Genomic DNA, 18,085 nt, shown 5'->3' with positions numbered 1-18,085 from the left:
GTGGAAGTTGGGTTAAGCGCATCCCGCCCGCCAGGAGAACTTACTGACTTCTGGGGTACTTTTCAAGCTTGGGAATCATCCAGAGGATAAGGTCATAGACCTTGGTTATGGCATCAACTTGTTACGGCACTACTCAATAATTGTCGACCGCCTCCGGCGGTAAAGGGTAAAAGGGTTAAAGTGCAAAGAGTAATTATTCTAAATCCCTGGCGCACCGGAAACCGGTGCCGAGGCCCCTGTCGCCCGGGAAGTACCTGCCACGGAGAGCACACCGTGCGTCGACCCCATAGCGGGTCCATGAACCGCCCCGCAGCACTTTCGCGTCTTGCCCTTCATCGTACCAGCTATCAGTCCATTCCCATACATTGCCTGCCATATCACGACAACCGTAAGGACTGGCGCTGTCCGGATATTTGCCAACGGGTGTGGTCCCGCCAATTTCCGATTCATAGGTATTGCACTTCGCCTTATTAAATTCGTTCCCCCAGGGATAGACCCGCCCGTCTATGCCCCTGGCGGCCTTCTCCCATTCCTCTTCAGTGGGCAGTCTATGGTTCTTTCCCTCCTTTTGAGACCGCCACCTGCAAAAATCCAGCGCATCCTGATAGCTGACGAGCACTACCGGGTGATCACCCTTTCCTTCAGGATAGGACCTCTTTTCCTTGTCCCATTTATACTTTTGGGCCCAATCCTCTTCTATGTATGGAACTTCATGTTCTTTCTCGTCATCAAGAAATGCTTTGTATTGCTTATTGGTAACAGGGAATACGTCAATAACGTACTCATACTCTATGTTCTTTCCGAGTTTTTCATCGCCATAGAAAAAGCTGCCTTTCGGAATCCAAACCATGTCGCCCGGTTCAAACCTCTGGCTGTACCCGGCAGATGCCTCTTCTTTGGCGGTAACACGCGTTGCTTCCGTAAGGTGGACAAATCTCGCCATCAGCCATGCATCCGCCGGGAAGGGTTCCCCTTTTAAAAGGACTCTCTTCAGCTGGTCATCTATTGCTTCAACAGGTTTCTTCTTTTCTCCGCTCTCTTCGAGACCTGCAGCCTTCTCTGCCTCCCCTCTGGCCGCCTTCTGCAACTCGACCAATCTCTCCGGATTCCCTTTGATATCCGAATGAACCTTTGGGAAACGAAAGGCGATGATCGTCCATTTTGTATAAAAAAGCGGGATGAAGTATTTCCAGAGGAGTTCCTTGTGGTCGTCGCTCTCCTTCGGATCCACTCTGTCCTCAAGAATGCTCGCCTTAACCGTCTCCGCCAGCCTTACCGTAAATGCGAGGAGGTTGATGAATCGCTTCAGGGACCTCGGGTTATCTCCCACGCCGATTTCGATGATATCCGCGTGCTCCCTGAAACCCCCGGCATCACCTATTAACGATTCAATGAACATCCTCTTCCTTCCGGGCTCGATCGGTGGAAGTTCAAGGGGAAGCTGTATCATCTTGTCCAGGTAGTCTTCCGATGATATGCCAGCGCCCCCGGGTTCCTTCTCCTTAGATTCAAGGAACCGGTACCGGTAAGAAATTCCCTTTTTAACGATATCTTTCGCCACGCCTACAATGAAAATACAGCCCTCGATATCAAGAAACAGTTTCATCGCCTCAAAGAGTTCAACCGCCTTTTCCGGAAGGCACCGGTCGAGATCATCGACGAAAACCGCCAACCGAAAACTCTTTTCATCAATGGCGCTCTTTAATTCGGTCAAGGAATCGTAGTAGATGGACGACAGCTTATCTGATATCTTTCTTGCTTTTTCCAGTCTCCTTTTGGCGAGATCCTCTTCCCGGTCCGCCATTTTGGCAATATCGAATTCGATGCCAAAGCCGCCCAACTTGCACTCCGGTTTTATGCCATAGGCAATGGCTGCCGACACCTCGCCCACCTTTGTGGCGGCACGTTTCAAACCTTCGGCAAGCCTTGTCTTCGTTCCCTTTTGACTTTTAATGTATTTCTCTATCTCGTGTTGGATGGTTTTTAAAAATGGAATGATCAAATGTTCTTCTTTCTCATATCTCCAAGGGTTGAACCATACGGGGATGACACGGGGGCTGCCTTCGCCCTCCTTAAGCCTATTCTCAAGAAGGTGCATGAAACTCGTCTTTCCGCTTCCCCAGTTTCCGAATATACCTATACAGAAGGGCGTCTTGAAGTCCGTGTCTTCAATCATGCCGCTAAGAGTGTCGACGTACTTGTCAAATCCCAATAGATCCTTTTCGCAGTAGATATCCGATCTGATGTTGAGTTGCTTAACCATGATGCCCCCTCGGGTCAGTTTGTCGTGTTCTCCTTATCCCAGCCGTGCCTGCCGCCTGAAACGTGAAGCCTCTTTGCCACTATTTTATAGACCCGGCCTGTCATTTCTGAATTCTCCGCCCGAACGTTCGCTTGAAAGCTACCAGCCCGGGCCGAGAGGGTTGATGTTTCGGTTGGCTTTTGGCAAGCCAACGCAGGAGCGAGGCCTGGACTTATATGATACACCCCTCCGTCTTCCGTGAAAGACGGAGCTCCGGCATCATTAGATTTATACAAGTCCTGGCGCAACGAAACCCGATGTTGTTGTTCCTATTCTCTGGGTTGTTCCTGTTGCGATTAGCGCACCGGGCATTGTTCCTATTGTTGTTCCACGAACCGCCCCGCAGCACCTTTGGCCTCACCCCTCTGAAAAACCACGCCCCCCAACACCCGAGACCTTAACAGATAGGTGTCGGCATGGCTTGCGTGGCCTATCCAGCTTCGTATGCTCTGATTTATCCTTTCAAGAGTGACATCCCCGTCCCTGTATTGGCCGGACAGCCTCTTCAGCCTTCTCTTCGTTCTTAGGACATTATTTTTCTTCAACAGCCTGTGAGTGGGAAAGATTCTGTATCCAAGAAAACTGACCCCATCACGGGTCTGGTAGACTCGACATTTTCTTTCGTGGAGCCTTAGCCTCAATGATTCAAGATGTCTCTCCATGCGCGCCCTGACCTCATGGAGGAACCCTTTCACGTTCTCGAACACCACAAAATCATCGACATAGCGAATGTAGTACTTACATCTCAGCTCTTCCTTCACAAAGTGGTCAAAGTCATTGAGGTAGACATTGGCAAAAAACTGACTGGTAAGGTTCCCTATGGGGATACCTTTTCGCCTGGCACCGGGAGTGAAAAGGTCATCACCCGGGAAATAAAACATGTGGCCTTTGTCAGATCGCGAACCGATTATTTCTCTTATCAGCCACAGCGTCTTTCCGCATCTTATCTTCCGCGAAATCTTTTCAAACAGTATGTCGTGATCAACACTCTGGAAGTATTTCTGAATGTCGCACTTAAGGACGTACTTGTTCTTCCGCGCGAACTCGGTATATCTGTCCACAGCCGCATGAGTACCCTTTGCCACCCTGCAAGCGTAAGAGTCGAAAATGAACGCCTTATCGAACAGCGGTTCTATGACGTTGCAGAGCGCATGATGCACGACCCGGTCGCGGTAAGGCGCAGCGCTGATAACCCGCTGTTTTGGATCGTGTACGATGAAATCGTGGTACGGACTGTGCCTGTATGTCATCTCCGCCAGTTCTTTCTGAAGCCGGACGAGTTCTTTTTCCAGTTCGAGATTGAAAAGGGCGGTGGACTCTTTGAAGCGTTTCCCCTTCTGGGCCTTTTGCGCCGCAAGCAGGAGATTCTCAAAGGAAACGACTCTGTCGAACAGGCTATTGTAGGTTTTCACGTCGTGTGTATTTCAGCCAGCCGCCGATGGAAGTCCCTATCTCATTAATGGAGCGGGAGGAAAACTCATATTCTTTGACGTTGAGGAGCTTGAGGTCTTTAGACAGCCGCACCAGATACCTCAGCTTCTCAAGCTCCAAGTTCGCTGACCGTAGTAATTCCCCTTTCTTCTTGGAGTATGCCGCATCGATTAGGAGTTCGAGGGTGTCGAGCATCAGGTTCTCTATCCTATCCGCCAGGAGAAACTTCTGGCTCCTGGGATATTTTTCAAGCTTGGGAATCATCCAGAGGATGAAGTCATAGAGCTTGGTTATGGCGTCAACTTCCTGCGGCATGGCTAAAAAATATCGACCGCCTCCGGCGGTAAAGGGTAAAAGAGAAAAAGGGCAAAGGGTTATTTATAAGGTCCTGGCGCAACGAAACCCGATGATGCCGTCCCCATACACTGGGAGGCCCCGTCGCGATAAGCGCACCGGGCATCGCCCCAATTGATGAGCCACGAACCGCCCCGCAGCACCTTTAAGTCATTTTCTTCATCGTACCAGCTATCAGTCCATTCCCAGACATTTCCAGCCATATCCAGGCAACCATAAGGGCTTGCGCCGTCCGGATATTTGCCAACCGGTGTCGTTTCCAAGATACCTGACTCCGCTGTGTTGCATTTTTCCTTATCAAACTCGTCTCCCCACGGGTAAGCGCGCCCATCTATTCCCCTGGCCGCCTTCTCCCATTCTTCCTCTGCCGGTAATCTCTTTCCAGCCCACTTTGCATAGGCCCTCGCCCCGTACCAGGTCACGTAGATAACTGGATACTCTTCATAGCCAGGCTCCACTTCAAAGCGATCGCCGTCCTTCTTTACCCGGCATCTCTCCTTCTCATAACCCCCTGCCAGGTTAATCCACTCCACGCCGCCTTCACTCTGATTGCCGCGCTCGTTGAGGAAGGCGCAGAATTGGGCGTTAGTTACGGGATGCTTATCTATAAGAAATCCCTTCTCCAGGCTCCTTATCCGGATGTTATCTCCTTGGCCCATGATAAACTGCCCGGGCGGGATGTAGACCATGTCCTCGGGAACCTCAGCGCCTTGCGGTGATTCAACCCTTTCGTAGACCGAAGGGTCTATGAGTTCCGAGACAAAAAGGGCTATCTCATCGGTGATCTCTATCTCCTGGGCCTTGTTTTCCGGTATCTCCCTCGATAGCTTCCTGGCCACAAAATATTCAACAAAAGAGCGGTGGGCAAAGGCGTAGTAACCCTCGGCGTCATTGCGTTTGAGAAACGCAGATGTGCGTATCTGGTAATCCAGGTTGTCGAGAGACAACTTGAGCTTTCTCTTAGTACTATCGTCAAAGTATGAGTCGATAGCTTCCCTTAGAGTCCTGAAATGGAGCTGTTTTTCTTGCCTGGTAAACATCCGGTAGGCCAGCTCCTCCATGAAAAGCATGATGTTTTCCGGCGCACGCTCTCCCTCCCGCCTTCTCCAGGCCTCGGTAACGGCTCCATAGACCTTGCCGGCGGTAACTGCGCCCTTTATCTGCCTGATATCTTCAGAGTGCCTGGCTATGAGTTCCAGGAGAATAGGACGCTTGGCCAGGTCCTTCAGATCAAAAACCTTCTCTATAACGTTGCTCCAGAAGTGCGAGGCCCCCTTTTTACCGAGTTCAAGTTCCAAGTAGGCCTTGATATCTACATCGCTGAAGGGAGAGATATATATCCTCTCAAATCTCTCCGGGTAAGGTAGGGGTACGGGGCCCCTGGAAGGTCTGCCCGGCTCACGAAATAACATCTCCCGTTCTTCCTGCACGTCCCGGAAGAACTGGGTCCGGCTGGTGAAAATCACCTTGGCGAAGTCTCTCGTACTCTTCGAGAGACTCTCGATTTCTCTGAGGACCTGTTCCTTATCAAATCTCAGGGAGACTTCGTCAAATCCGTCCAGGATCAATAGAATATCTTCAGACGAGGGCCTCCGGTCGTCTATCTCCCGCTTGATCAGTTCTTGCCAGTGGAGATTCTTTTTCTCGCGCATCGTCCGGAGTTCGATCAAGACCGGGGCACGGGAGCCAGTGAGATCAGAGGCAAATTTGTAACAGAAAGACGTCTTTCCAATCCCGAAGTCACCAAGCACGACTAGGACCTTACGGCCGAGGTTGTTCAGCCAGTCCTGCACATAGCTGTGAAGAAGTCCTTTATCTTTTCCCTCTTCATCCTGGCATCTTGGAGGAATATAGTGTTTAGGGATGAATTTCTCGTAGTCTTCAGGCCCTGGAGGTGGAGGCGGTGGCGGTGGCTTCTTCACCCGTGGGTCTAAAACAACGGTCGTTTTTGGAAGTTCCCATTCAGAGAGCCATCTGTTCACCGGTTCAAGGACTTCGTTAATCTTGTCTGCCTGTTCATGAAGGACTTTCCCAACGCCTTCGTCACCTTGCCAATACCATCTTACAATACCCTGACCGATGTCAACCAAGGAGATATGTTTTCTAAAGAAAGAAGGTCCCAGGCGTACATAAGCTTGGTCCATTTCATCGGCAAGTCTGAGAAGCGCCGCAATCCGCCGGAGATTTATGGGTTCCTGGCACAGACAGGCATCTCCAAAGTCATATTGGATATCCTCAAGACGGCACAGTGATTCAGATGCATGGCCATAGCAGACCTCCGCTACTGCCTGAGCTGCCAAGGGCGGCTCTCCCGGATTCATGCAGGGAAATCGGTCAAAAAGGTATTTGTCTGGGTTCTCTAGTATGTACTGCTTGCTCCGCAGGGGATGGTCTCGGGATTCTATGGTGCCATCTTTGTTCCGGTAGCCGATGTCGTGGAGATAGACAGCATACAGGAGGATGAATATCTCAGCAGGCTTGAGCCGTTTCTTAAACTCGTCCGGGATCAAGCGATTTAAGTAATCTTCCAGTCTTCGGGAATGATCTATAGCATTCTTGGGGATCCCTTCAAGCCATCTTGCCGCGTGGTCCTTTACCTCGGAGATGTGCTTATGCAGATCTATCTTCCCGTCTGCAACGCTTTTCCCTTTGAGCATGTCATGAAGGTTCATCCAAGACCTCCCTGCTCAGACTCCTGAGCATGGGGCTGTTATCAACGGATGATGATAGGGGAGCCGGTAAAAAAATTTGCTATAGACAAATGGGTGAGGAAGGTCCCACAGTCGCGCAATTATACCACAAAGATAATCTTGACCGTCAAGAGATTTGACCCCGGATACACGGGAACGTCAAAGTAAACATTATCGTGCTGATTTAGTGGAATGATTTCTCTATGTTAAAAATCCCTCCTGACCTCCCTTTTCCAAAGGGAGGAATTGAGAAATCCCCCTTTGGTAAAGGGGGATTTAGGGGGATTTTAGGTATTCGCTGGGGTTGACTTTGACGTGGCCCTGCCCCGGATATGCAAACGAAAGCGCCTCTTTTTGCGTCAGTTATTTGATGACCTCGTAAAAAGTCAAAATTACCGCAGGGGTCGCCGAGAACGCCGAGATAACATATTGAACAGTCATTCGACCCGGTTCATGACCGTGAGCCAGCCGAACGGTTTAAAGTTTTTCTCTGCGGGCTCTGCGTACTCAGCGGTGAAAAGGCTTTTTTACGAATTCATCATTTGACTTGGAAGAAAATCCTCAGTAGAGGAGAAAGGATACCCAAAGACGGGCTTGGTTTCAGCACAACTTCATTACCCTGTCGTTAAATGAGAGAGACCTGGCTGGCCTTGCAGCTACCGAGACTTTTCTCATAGCGAGGGGCGGCCATACCTATTATGTCCGACAGTTCTTCTTTCCTGGCCAAAAAGCGGCCAAGCGATCGTTCCCTTAAAACCATCTTTGGCCTGAAACGCAAAGAAAATGGATTGCGGAAGGCGCCCTTTGCCTTTATCCGGTAATCGAGATGGGGGCCGGTCGCTAATCCGGTAGCCCCAACAAAGCCTATGGTCTCTCTTTGTTTTACGCTTGCCCCGGCTTTTATTCCTCGGGCAAAACGGGACAGGTGACCGTAATAGGTCTCGTACCCACCGGGATGGTTAAGAACGACCTGGTTTCCGTATCCGCCGCGCCGTCCGCTAAAGACAACCACACCGTCTGCTGCCGCCAGAACCGGCGTCCCGGTAGGGGCGGCCAAGTCTATTCCCAGGTGCGGTCTGTTTATCCCCAGGACAGGATGTCTTCTGCTTCGGCTGAAACCTGATGTCAGGCGGCTGAACGGCACCGGAGAGCGCAGGAAATGCTTGCCGAGGGATTTGCCCTGCGTGTCATAGTAGGCGCCCTTTTCACCGGGGCGTGCATGATAATAAGCCTCGTAAGTGTCTGACGCTGTTTCGTATCGCGCTGCCAGTATATGTCCATAGCCGACCAGTTGATCGCCCTTGAAATATTTTTCAAAGATCATGGAGAAGCGGTCTCCGGGCTGCGGTTCAGTGTTAAAATCGATGTCAGAGGCGAATATCTCTGCAAAGGCCAGGATCAGGCGGTCATCTTCACCTGACTCCCCAAATGACTCAAATAGAGAAGATGTTATTTCACCGGAAAGTTTCACAATGTGTCTTTCGATCTCAACATCTTCCGCATAGACACTGTAATTATCCTTTTCCTTTTTCAGGGTATAGACTTCCACGGGGCTGACGCTGTACCGGCACCGGACTACATCGCCGGCCGGGGAAAGTTCAATTTCATACTGTACGCCGGGTTTGCACCTTCGGAAGTCGATCAACTCGGACAAGGAACCTATAACGGTTTTTATTGCCTCAGCCGGTACACGGTGTCTCCTCAGAGAGTCGTAAAACGTTTCCGTTCCCCTCAAAGCGCCCGATATAATTTTAGAGACTATGGCGCATTCCGGAGAATCGTGCTCCCCGGAAGGAAGGACCTCTGTTTTCAGGTAGTTGAGTGATACAAACAGGGCGCCTAACACCGTAACCCACAGGCACAGGACGGCTGCCGCAGCACCCTTTTTTATCATACTAAGAGACTTCACAGAAAGTCGGACCTTAAATGTTATCTTGTAACAGAATTGATGGAATGGATTCTCAAGGAATCAGGGTTAGGGTTCTATAGCACGGCTTCACACTGAATGTCAACTCACTGAAGGCAATTTTCAGTTAAAGGGGTTGACGTGGCCCTGCCATTTCGTTAGGTTATGATATAGAAGGTCGCCAGCCAAACGTCATTAGTCAGTGGTCATTTGTCATTGGTAAAAGTGAAATCTTTCCACGCCTAGCCAGTGACTGATAACTAATGGCCATTTATGTTACCTATGAGTTTCGGCTGCGGTTCATCGATCAAAATCAAAAATCCACGGGAGGATAAATTGATGAGACGTAATATTTTGATGCTGATGGTAATCGCGATATTCTTTTCGTTTACGGCTGCTTCCTGGGCGAAAATGGTCAGCATCAAATCAGACAATGCCCGTATAAGGTCCGGCCCGGGGACCAGATATTCCGTTCTTTATGAGGTGTTTTCCGGCTATCCGCTCAAGGTGCTCAGGGAAAAGGGGAAATGGGCCAGGGTGGTTGACTTTGAAAGCGATATAGGGTGGGTATATCGCTCCCTTCTCTCAAAGACACGCACGGTTATCGTTTCCAAGAAGGGCGATAATATCAACGTCCGGTCCGGCCCGGGGATCAGATATAAAGTAAAGGGGCAGGCCGAGCACGGGGTGGTTTTCAGATTGCTGAAGAAGAAGGGAGGTTGGGTCAAGGTCAGACATGATAACGGCCTTACCGGCTGGATACATGGAAAATTGCTCTGGGGTGATTAGGCGAGCATGTCCACGTCATCCCCGATACAGGAGTGCAACCCTACACCTGATAGACGCCGGTATATTATCTTTACCGATCTTGACGGGACGCTTCTCGACCACGATACTTATGATTACCGGGATGCCCTTGAGGCCCTGGATTATATAAGGCATCAGAGAATCCCCCTTATCCTTTGCTCCAGCAAGACAAGAGCGGAGATCGAGTATTACAGGAAAGAACTGGGGTTGGAAGACCCCTTTATTGTGGAAAATGGCGCGGCCATCTTTATCCCGAAGGGAATCCTGGATACCGGGGATATGGCCTTTGTTGAATATGGAGATTATAAGATTATAGAATTAGGAACGCAGTATAGCAGAATTGGAGATCTTTTTGCCGCCATCAAGGCGGAAACAGGCCTTAAGCTTTCCGGATTTTCTGAGATGTCTGTGGATCAGGTGGTTGAACTTACCGGGCTGGGTAGAGATATGGCCGCCTTGGCGCAGCGGCGCGACTATTCCGAGCCGTTTGTTTTCGAAGATGCGCCGGAGGGCGTTTTAGAGGAGGAGGCCAGGCTTGCGGATTTAGAACGAGCGGCGGGAAAACGAGGACTTAAGATTACGAGGGGAGGGCGGTTTTATCATCTGATAGGCGACAATGATAAAGGCAAGGCCGTACAAATACTAAAGAAGTTATATGAAACAGCAGGCCGGGCGCTGGTCAGCGTTGGCCTCGGGGATAGCCCCAACGATTTCCCGATGCTGGAAAATGTGGAGATTCCGGTCCTGGTCAGGAAAAAGGACGGGCAATATGCCCCGTGGTCAACGGAAAAGAAGGTTATTTACGCGCCGGACGTGGGGCCAAGGGGATGGAACCGTGCCGTTCTGGATCTGGTAAGAGAAGGGCAAGGGTTACGTCAAACAAACCGCTAAGAGGCGACGAGAAATGGGTAACAGGTTCTATTTTTTGACCCTGGTGTTTTTTGTATTGCTCCTGGGTTTCCTGAGTTATCGGATACTGGAGCCATTTCTTTTCCCCATAGCCTGGGCGGTTGTATTTTCCGTTTTGTTTTACCCGGCCTATGCCTTTATCCTCAGATATATAAAATCGAAGTCCATTACATCTCTCATCATCCTCGTTGTCATCCTGTTAATAATTATCGGCCCCTTCTCATACCTGTTTTTCTTGCTGGTAAAGGAACTGGGGGCCCTGACCGAGTATGCGGAAAGCGGAAAGATCGAGGCCATAAAAGACATAACCGGACATCCGATGATAAGGGTGGTGATAGATAAGCTGGCGTCCTTGTTTAACATCCCTGAGAATGAAATAAACAAGGCCATCATGGATAATATCTCGCGACTGGGTAAAGAGTTGGTGGGCGGAATCACCAGGGGAGCCGGCGGCCTCATAACTATCACCCTGGACTTTATCCTGATGGCCATCTCCATATTTTTCCTCTTGAGGGACGGACCGGGCTTTCTTGAAAAGCTCCGTGATTATATTCCTTTTTCTGAGGAACAGAAAAACGGGCTGGTCAAACAAATAGAGGATATTCTGATATCCACCATGTATGGAGGCGTAATTGTAGCCATAGTCCAGGGAACTATGGGCGGCATTGCCTTTGCCGCACTCGGTATATCCTCTCCGGTTATGTGGGGGTTGGCTATGGCTATTGCCTCCTTCGTTCCTTTGGTTGGTCCTTTTGCTATATGGGCTCCGGCCGCCGTTTATCTATTTATTGAAGGCCTGATATGGAAAGGGATAGCCCTGGCCCTTATCGGGGCCTTCGGAATCAGTCTGGTCGATAATATATTAAAACCCCTTATCATCGGTAAAAGGACAAAGATGCCCTTTCTTCCCCTTTTTTTCAGCGTCCTGGGCGGGATAAAACTGTTCGGCTTAATAGGGTTTATCATGGGGCCGCTGGTGCTGGCCACTTTTGTATCCGTTATTGAGATATTCAGGAGAATAGACACCGGCGCTGATGCTTAACCGGGGCTGGGCGTTTGTAGGACAGGAAGAAGAGGCTAAGGAGGTATCGTCTCATGAGTGATTTTTTTCAAAACGGGGTTATTACCACACTGCATCGACTGAATCGCGAAAACAAGGCAGCGTTAGAGCGGGAATTAATGCGTTATACAAAGATCCGGCCGATTGCCTTGGTACTGCCGGCCCTGTTTTCGGAGTTGGAGGGAGAGGCCCTGCCCAAAATTGTAGAGGTTTTGAGGGCGGTTCCCTATCTCAGGCAGATCGTGATTACTATGGGACGAACAGATGCGGAACAGTTCAGATATGCCAGGGAGTTTTTCTCCCGGCTTCCCCAGGAGAAGGTAATTATCTGGAATGACGGCCCGCGTCTGGAGCCACTTTATAAGGCCATAGAACAGGAATTCAGCCGGTTTGATAAAGGCAAGGGGCTTTCCGCCTGGATGGCCTACGGCTATGTGCTGGCCTCCCGGAAGTCTCAGGTTATTGCCCTGCATGACTGCGACATCCTGACCTATGATACAGAGATACTGGCCCGTCTCTGTTTCCCTATCGCCAGCACCAGGCTCAACTATGAATTCTGCAAGGGCTATTATAGTCGGGTGACAGACCGGCTGCACGGACGGGTGACCCGCCTCTTTGTTACCCCACTTATACGAAGCCTTATGCAGATGCTGGGGCATACACCCTTTTTGGGCTATTTAGATAGCTTCCGCTATCCTCTGTCCGGTGAGTTTGCCATGGTTGCTGACCTGGCCTGGCGGAACCGCATCCCCAGCGACTGGGGGCTGGAAGTAGGAGTGTTAGCCGAGGTTTACCGGAACTGTACACTCGCCGGCATCTGCCAGGCGGATCTGGCCGATAATTACGAGCATAAGCATCAGGAGCTTTCCGCCGAAGACGTCTCTAAAGGCTTGATGAAGATGACGACGGATATTGCCAAGAATCTTTTTCGGACCCTGGCCGGTGAAGGGGTGGTATTTTCCGAGGGCTTTTTCAAATCTCTTCGCACTACCTATGTGCGACAGGCCCAGGATGCCATTAAACGCTACCATGACGATGCCATTATAAATTCCCTATCGTTTGACCGCCATGAAGAGGCAGTAGCCGTGGAAGCATTTGCGGATAGTATCAAGATAGCGGGTGAACAGACCTTGGAGGACCCGCTGGGTATCCCTCTGATTCCCAACTGGAGCCGGGTTGTTTCCGCCCTGCCGGATTTTTTTGATATGCTTCTGGAAGCTGTGGATAAAGATAATGCCTTATGAAGATATAGCGTTGCGACATATAGCCCTTTATTACAGTGTGGGGTTTAATATGGAAGAATACGGGCAGGGAACCATCGTCTAAGCAATGTCAGGAAGTAGAGGCCCTTGAATAATAAGTATTAATTCAGGGTGTAACGCTCTGAGACAAAGCATCTTTTGTACTTCATGTCCGTTTCAGCCTGCAGGTGGAGAACACCGCATACCGAAAAATAGAACAACAGTACAAAGGCAGATAAACTTGCAACCTGTTTCCAGTGTTCACATATATAAGTTATCATAGTCTTTACCTCCTTAGCCTCTAGATAATGCAAATAACATACCATAATTTGATCGGCTAGTTTCGGCCTATTTTTGCGTATAAGCCTATCTTTTGGGCTGCAAGTGGTTTATTTCTATGATAAATGGCCACGAAGAAAGTGTGGTTTTTGACACAGGCTGTCCATCAGGCAGCGAAAGGATATGGGTTACCAGGGAAAGGTATGTAGATGCGCAGGTATGAAAATAACGGACATTGGTGGCGGCGCAGGGATTTGAACCCCGGACTCCGCGGATATGAGCCGCGTGCTCTGACCAACTGAGCTACGCCGCCAATGTAAAAAACCCGACAGTGGTTTAATGCTAAATTTTAGGTATCTTGTCAATAGAAAAATCCAGACGGTTTTTTGCCCTCAATAGTTATGCGGTCGTCGTCGGCGCTTTTGTCTGCATTATCCTTATGTAATTATGGTGTTGAGTTATTAGGTCGTGTAGCTTAATATGAAAAACAGGAAAAAACGTTAGATGGCGAAGTATTGACAATACGGCTAGTCAGAAATGGAGAATAAAGATGAACTCTTTCAAATTAGCAGCGGGGCAAATATACCAAAAGGCCAAGGCGGAGGGGCGTCTGATAGAGGGGCGCTCTTTAGAAGAACTAAAGCAACTGGCCTTACGGCAGGAGGGGGTCATACAGACACAGATCGGATCGGTAGCCGCAGATTCTGAACCGATGTCCAGATCCGCTCCCCATACCCGGAACAGTGTCGATCACCAGTTTGGCGAGGAAGAAGAGGCCCTGGCCCGCAAGGCCGTAGAGGTATTGAATAAGGATAGGGTTATTTCTCTTGATACCATTGTTGGCGATGGCCGTGAAGGTGTCACCGCCCGTTTTATAGTGCCGGAACAATATGCCCAGCTTGCTTATGGTCTTAAATTGCTTTTGGATTATCCCCCGGCCCGGGTGGTGGAAGAGCCGACCTATACCATTATATACTTTACGGACGAGGCCTTTGAATCCAACAAATCGAAGAAACTGGCAGAAAAGGATATCACGGTCCGCCTCATGATGGGTGAAAAAAGGGGTGACCAGGTCAAAATATGTCGCAATACCATTTATCTGGGCGAAGGTAAAAAAGGAATTTTTCAGTTTGAAAACTGGCGGGTCAAGGCGATCGACAAGACCGGGATTTTCCTGCATACCGGAGCCAGGCGGGACTTTTTATGGATATATGATTTGGAGACCGAGCGCCCGGAATTACAAGAGGTGGTTACCGCCGTTTCCGGTCTCACGGCCACCGGCAAGACCACTACGCTATGCCGGAAGTTCGGAAAACTGCCCAGAGAACGTTCCGAGATGATCGGTGATGACGGGGGCACAATGGGCTTTGATGCCAGTTACGCCGCCTTTGAGGTGGGCGGGCTCTATGTCAAGACCGAGGGGCTGGATGAAAGCCAGCCGGAGATATTGCGGGCGGCGCAATCACGAGATGCCTTTCTGGAAAATGTGGCCATCAGCAAGTATCCGTATATGCCTGACTTCAAAGATATTTCCAAGACGGGTAATGGACGGGCGATTGTCACCCGTGAGAACCTGGAGATAGCCAGTAAAACTCTAAGGGCCGACAAAATCGATTATATAATTATCCTGACACGGAATCCACTGGTGAACACTATTTGTAAGCTGACACCGGAGCAGGCCGCCATGCAATTTATTTATGGGGAATCGATAGAGAGCACCGGTGGGGATCCGGAGCAGGCGGGAAAGTTTAAGCGGGTGTGTTTCCTGGATCCGTTTATAGCGGGTAACCGGCTCGAACACGCCATGATTTTTAATGATATTATCAAGCGAAACCGCATTAAATGTTATCTGGCCAATACCGGGACCATTGGCCCCCACGAGCAAAAGGTGACACTGCGGCAATCCCTGGCCGCTTATAATGACCTATTGCGTATGCAACTGCGTTTCAGTTTTGAACCGGACTATCTGGGGTATTATTTCCCGATAAAGTGCGACCGTGCCAATCTGGATCAGATGAATGCCTACAGGCTATTTGAGGATAAGGCCCTGCTCGAGAAGAAGCTCAGGCATTTTTTAAAAGGGCGTGAGGAATACCTGGAAGAATTTGAAGGAAAGTATGGCAGCATCCCTGAGAACATAAGAGAATCCTTGCCCTACAGATATACGGAACTTCCAAAGATAGAACGGGCGGAAGTCGAGTAACCCGGATTTTAAAAAGGACTTTCCGGATGAAAACTAAACAATCTTTTTTACCTCATCCCGGCAGGCCCGGGCAAAATCTTCAGGATAATGGCCGATAATCCACCGCTGCATACCCTCGCTAAGGCCGCCCGGAGACTGGGGATGCTTGGGAAGAAGGCAGTAGATGAGGCGCTGGCCTTTGTCCGGATGGTCGAATCTCCTGGATATCTCGTAGGCCGTAATCATCTCTGCCCCCAGATTCTCTAATACCTTCATGGTGATCAGGATGGCGCGGTCGAGGGAGTTGCGCACCGGGGTATCTGTCTCGAGGATATTTCCGTATCTTCCCATGGGCATGATCTGGACTTCTCCCTGGGAGCGTTGGGCCTTAGGCACAAAGGCCAGGACGTTTTCATCTTGATAGAAGATCAGATCGTTTTCTTTGTCGGCCCGGCCATCCATCCTCTTATTGTTTTGAATGGCCTGGAGATAGGTCTCAAAGAAATCCCGTCCGGTCTTTTCTTTATACTCCTTACAGAACCGGGCCACCAGATCTCCCTGGGTATAGGTGCTTAGCGTGCACTGACTGGTTTCATTTTCTCCGCCCTTGAATGCCGGTAAGCAAGGGGGCACCAGGGCAAACTGCTGGTGTATCTGCTGGTGTGAGGCATTGAGGCGGTAGCCGGAAGGGGAGAGGTCAAAACCAAAGTTTTGGCCCCAGATGGTGGCATTGAACGGTAAGTTGCCGCCACGTTTATTTAGCTGTCCTATTTTATCAAGCAGGCACAGTCGTAGTTCTTCTAATTCATTTATGGTCAAGGATCGCCTTTTAGCAGGCACGACAAGGCCTAATTCAGTAGCCAATTGGACATATATCCTTTGGCAATAAAGATGACGGAGGCCGGTTATGTCTTTCTCTGTGAGGGACTTGATTTTGTAGCGGATAGAATCGTGCGCCATATTGGCGGCATAATGGCCCCAGGGGATGTAGCTGTTTTCCCGGAGATATTCCCAGATATGCGTACCGGCCCCTATATATTCGCCGACAATGGGGCTTTTCCCCTGCACACCGGGAATTAAGACCATACGCTGTTTGTACGTATCCGGTAGGAAGGGATTATTGGATACAAGATCAAAAAGCTGCTCATCCAAGATGGCCGGGCGCAGATCGCCCCTTTTCGTCCTTACGTAACTGATGCCCATAGGCAGGTCAGTTTTTGGGTCAAACTCAAAGCGACAGGAGAGATTGGCCAGTTTGGCCAGGACTTGCGGATCGCTGGACGTTTTCGCCAGGGCAAGAAGCAAAGAGCGCGGCAGATTTTCAAGGGACTGGTCATCGGCGGGTTCATATTTCTCTAAAGAACGGGCAGGGCTACTCTCGTCTTTGCGTTCGAAGGGGTTAGCGTGCCCCGCCGCGCCGTCCGCGTAGGTCTTGAGTACGAACGTGGCGCCCATAAAGGGAAAGGCATTGGGGATCTCGAAGACCCAGGCAGAGGCGGCAACATGCACATTATCCGCCGGGAAATTGTCTGCGTTATCGATCTTGGTATGGTCAGGGCCATGGCCCAAGTTTATGATATAATCATTTTGCCGTAGATTAGGGGCCGTGTATTTTGGCTTGTGGATGCCGTAAATAAACTCACCTGTAGGCGCGACGCAGGTCGGGGGAAGGTTTTTGTTCATTCAGATTCCTTTCCGGGCTACAGTCCATTTGGGCTTGGTTTTTAATGTCAAATATCATTTGATTGAATGGGTGTCAATTGCAATTACTACGGGAGTTTTTTGCGTTTTTAAAAACCCTTAGTTTCTTCGCTTCACGGCTTGCGCAGCGACCCTTTCGGGACTCGCAGGCGGGGAATGCTTGCCCCTTCCAGCCTCTAAAGGGCTGGCCTTCCCCTTCCTGCTTGCCCTCGATCCGCCTAAGGCGGACTGCTCCAGCAAGTTTCGCTCAGAACCATAGGGGTTCCCAAAAGAAATGTAAAAGATGGCCTCGGCTGGTATCCCGCTAACGGAAGGATGTTAACCTATGATGCGTTTAGGTGTCCACGTGTCTATCGCCGGGTCACTGGATCAGGCGGTTGACCGGGCTATGGATTTAGGTTGCACCGCTATGCAGATATTTGCCCGGAATCCAAGGACCTGGCATGTCCCGGCCCTTTCACCGGAGATCGCAGGGCTGTTTCGGGCTAAACGGGAGCGCGTGGACATCAGGCCCGCGGTCATTCATACGCCTTACCTGGTCAACCTGGCCTCTTTTGACAAGGCGCTGTTTGAGAAGTCGGTAGGGGCATTGGTGGAGGATATGCGGCGGGCAGATGCTCTGGGGATAGAATATGTAGTAACTCATATCGGGAGTGCGCGGGGGCATTCTCTGCAAAAAGGCATGGCCAGGGTAAGTTCCGCCTTGGACAGGATACTTACGGCGGCAGAAGATAGCGGAGTGGCGCTGCTTCTGGAAAACACCGCGGGCCACGGGGCGCTGATAGGGGGGCAAATAGGGCACATAGGACAACTTGTCCGTGATGCCGGTAACCCGCCAAGACTGGGTTTTTGTCTGGATACCTGTCACGCCTTTGCCGGCGGATACGAACTGCGCACAAAGGCGGCGCTGGATCATCTGCAAGATGAGATAGCAAGAGAGATCGGCCTGGAGCGCTTAAAAGTGATACATCTGAACGATTGTAAGGGGGCGCTTGGTTCTCACCTGGATCGGCATGAGCATATCGGTGAAGGACATATTGGATTGGGAGGTTTTGCTACTCTTCTTAAGCACTCCCTTTTTGATGGTCTTCCCTGGATACTTGAGACCCCGAAAAAATCAGATATGGATGACCGCCGCAATCTGGCGACAATTTTGAAGCTGGTATCCGATCTCTATCCGGAGACCGGATAATCCCCGTGGATGTGGGGGCGCCGTTTAGTCA

General features: G+C 50.2%; 12 protein-coding genes and 1 tRNA gene. 6 read left to right on the top strand and 7 right to left on the bottom strand.

All coding sequences use genetic code 11. The features are described from left to right. Positions 1 to 193: 193 nt before the first annotated feature. The 5 genes from PHT49_00700 to PHT49_00680 form a co-directional block, all read right to left on the bottom strand. Positions 194 to 2,263 carry an SUMF1/EgtB/PvdO family nonheme iron enzyme gene (locus PHT49_00700; protein MDD5450407.1) on the bottom strand — a complete coding sequence of 690 codons (2,070 nt, stop codon included), beginning with the start codon at positions 2,261 to 2,263 and terminating at the stop codon, positions 194 to 196. 356 nt (positions 2,264 to 2,619) lie between these two features. Beyond that, the gene (locus PHT49_00695; protein MDD5450406.1) at positions 2,620 to 3,714 is read right to left on the bottom strand and encodes a reverse transcriptase domain-containing protein; all 1,095 of its coding nucleotides are present in this window, start codon (positions 3,712 to 3,714) and stop codon (positions 2,620 to 2,622) included. Then, positions 3,698 to 4,048, bottom strand: a complete 351-nt coding sequence (avd, locus tag PHT49_00690; protein MDD5450405.1) for a diversity-generating retroelement protein Avd — start codon at positions 4,046 to 4,048, stop codon at positions 3,698 to 3,700. The genes PHT49_00695 and avd overlap by 17 nt, the downstream gene beginning before the upstream one ends. A 59-nt stretch (positions 4,049 to 4,107) precedes the next feature. Continuing rightward, entirely contained in the window at positions 4,108 to 6,759 is a 2,652-nt protein-coding gene (locus tag PHT49_00685) for an SUMF1/EgtB/PvdO family nonheme iron enzyme (GenBank protein MDD5450404.1), read from the bottom strand. Positions 6,760 to 7,402: 643 nt separating this feature from the next. Next, a complete protein-coding gene (locus tag PHT49_00680; protein MDD5450403.1) occupies positions 7,403 to 8,671 on the bottom strand; it encodes a M23 family metallopeptidase in 1,269 nt (422 codons plus the stop codon). Positions 8,672 to 9,022: 351 nt separating this feature from the next. Here PHT49_00680 and PHT49_00675 point away from each other — a divergent pair, with 351 nt between their 5' ends. Genes PHT49_00675 through PHT49_00660 form a run of 4 tightly spaced genes read left to right on the top strand, consistent with a single transcriptional unit; the run spans position 9,023 to position 12,703 of the window. Further along, positions 9,023 to 9,472 (top strand): SH3 domain-containing protein, encoded by a 450-nt coding sequence (locus PHT49_00675; protein MDD5450402.1) that lies wholly within the window; start codon positions 9,023 to 9,025, stop codon positions 9,470 to 9,472. 6 nt (positions 9,473 to 9,478) lie between these two features. Further along, the gene (locus tag PHT49_00670; protein ID MDD5450401.1) at positions 9,479 to 10,381 is read left to right on the top strand and encodes an HAD-IIB family hydrolase; all 903 of its coding nucleotides are present in this window, start codon (positions 9,479 to 9,481) and stop codon (positions 10,379 to 10,381) included. Positions 10,382 to 10,394: 13 nt separating this feature from the next. Beyond that, positions 10,395 to 11,441, top strand: a complete 1,047-nt coding sequence (locus PHT49_00665) for an AI-2E family transporter (protein ID MDD5450400.1) — start codon at positions 10,395 to 10,397, stop codon at positions 11,439 to 11,441. Between the two features lie 53 nt (positions 11,442 to 11,494). Continuing rightward, positions 11,495 to 12,703 carry a hypothetical protein gene (locus PHT49_00660; protein ID MDD5450399.1) on the top strand — a complete coding sequence of 403 codons (1,209 nt, stop codon included), beginning with the start codon at positions 11,495 to 11,497 and terminating at the stop codon, positions 12,701 to 12,703. A 512-nt stretch (positions 12,704 to 13,215) separates the two neighbouring features. Here PHT49_00660 and PHT49_00655 read toward each other — a convergent pair. Then, a tRNA-Met gene (locus PHT49_00655) sits at positions 13,216 to 13,292 on the bottom strand. Positions 13,293 to 13,529: 237 nt separating this feature from the next. Between PHT49_00655 and PHT49_00650 the strand changes: the two genes are divergently transcribed. Next, positions 13,530 to 15,182, top strand: coding sequence for a phosphoenolpyruvate carboxykinase (locus tag PHT49_00650; protein ID MDD5450398.1), 1,653 nt, complete (start codon positions 13,530 to 13,532; stop codon positions 15,180 to 15,182). A 33-nt stretch (positions 15,183 to 15,215) separates the two neighbouring features. Here the strand turns inward: PHT49_00650 and PHT49_00645 are convergent, their stop codons facing one another. Beyond that, positions 15,216 to 16,844, bottom strand: a complete 1,629-nt coding sequence (locus PHT49_00645) for a hypothetical protein (GenBank protein ID MDD5450397.1) — start codon at positions 16,842 to 16,844, stop codon at positions 15,216 to 15,218. Between the two features lie 343 nt (positions 16,845 to 17,187). Between PHT49_00645 and PHT49_00640 the strand changes: the two genes are divergently transcribed. After that, positions 17,188 to 18,054, top strand: a complete 867-nt coding sequence (locus PHT49_00640) for a deoxyribonuclease IV (protein MDD5450396.1) — start codon at positions 17,188 to 17,190, stop codon at positions 18,052 to 18,054. Positions 18,055 to 18,085: the final 31 nt, after the last annotated feature.

This window comes from Desulfovibrionales bacterium (genome assembly GCA_028715605.1).
GTDB lineage: Bacteria > Desulfobacterota > QYQD01 > QYQD01 > QYQD01 > QYQD01.
The sequence above is the reverse complement of the archived record's forward strand: the minus strand, read 5'-3'. Positions and strand labels throughout refer to the sequence as shown.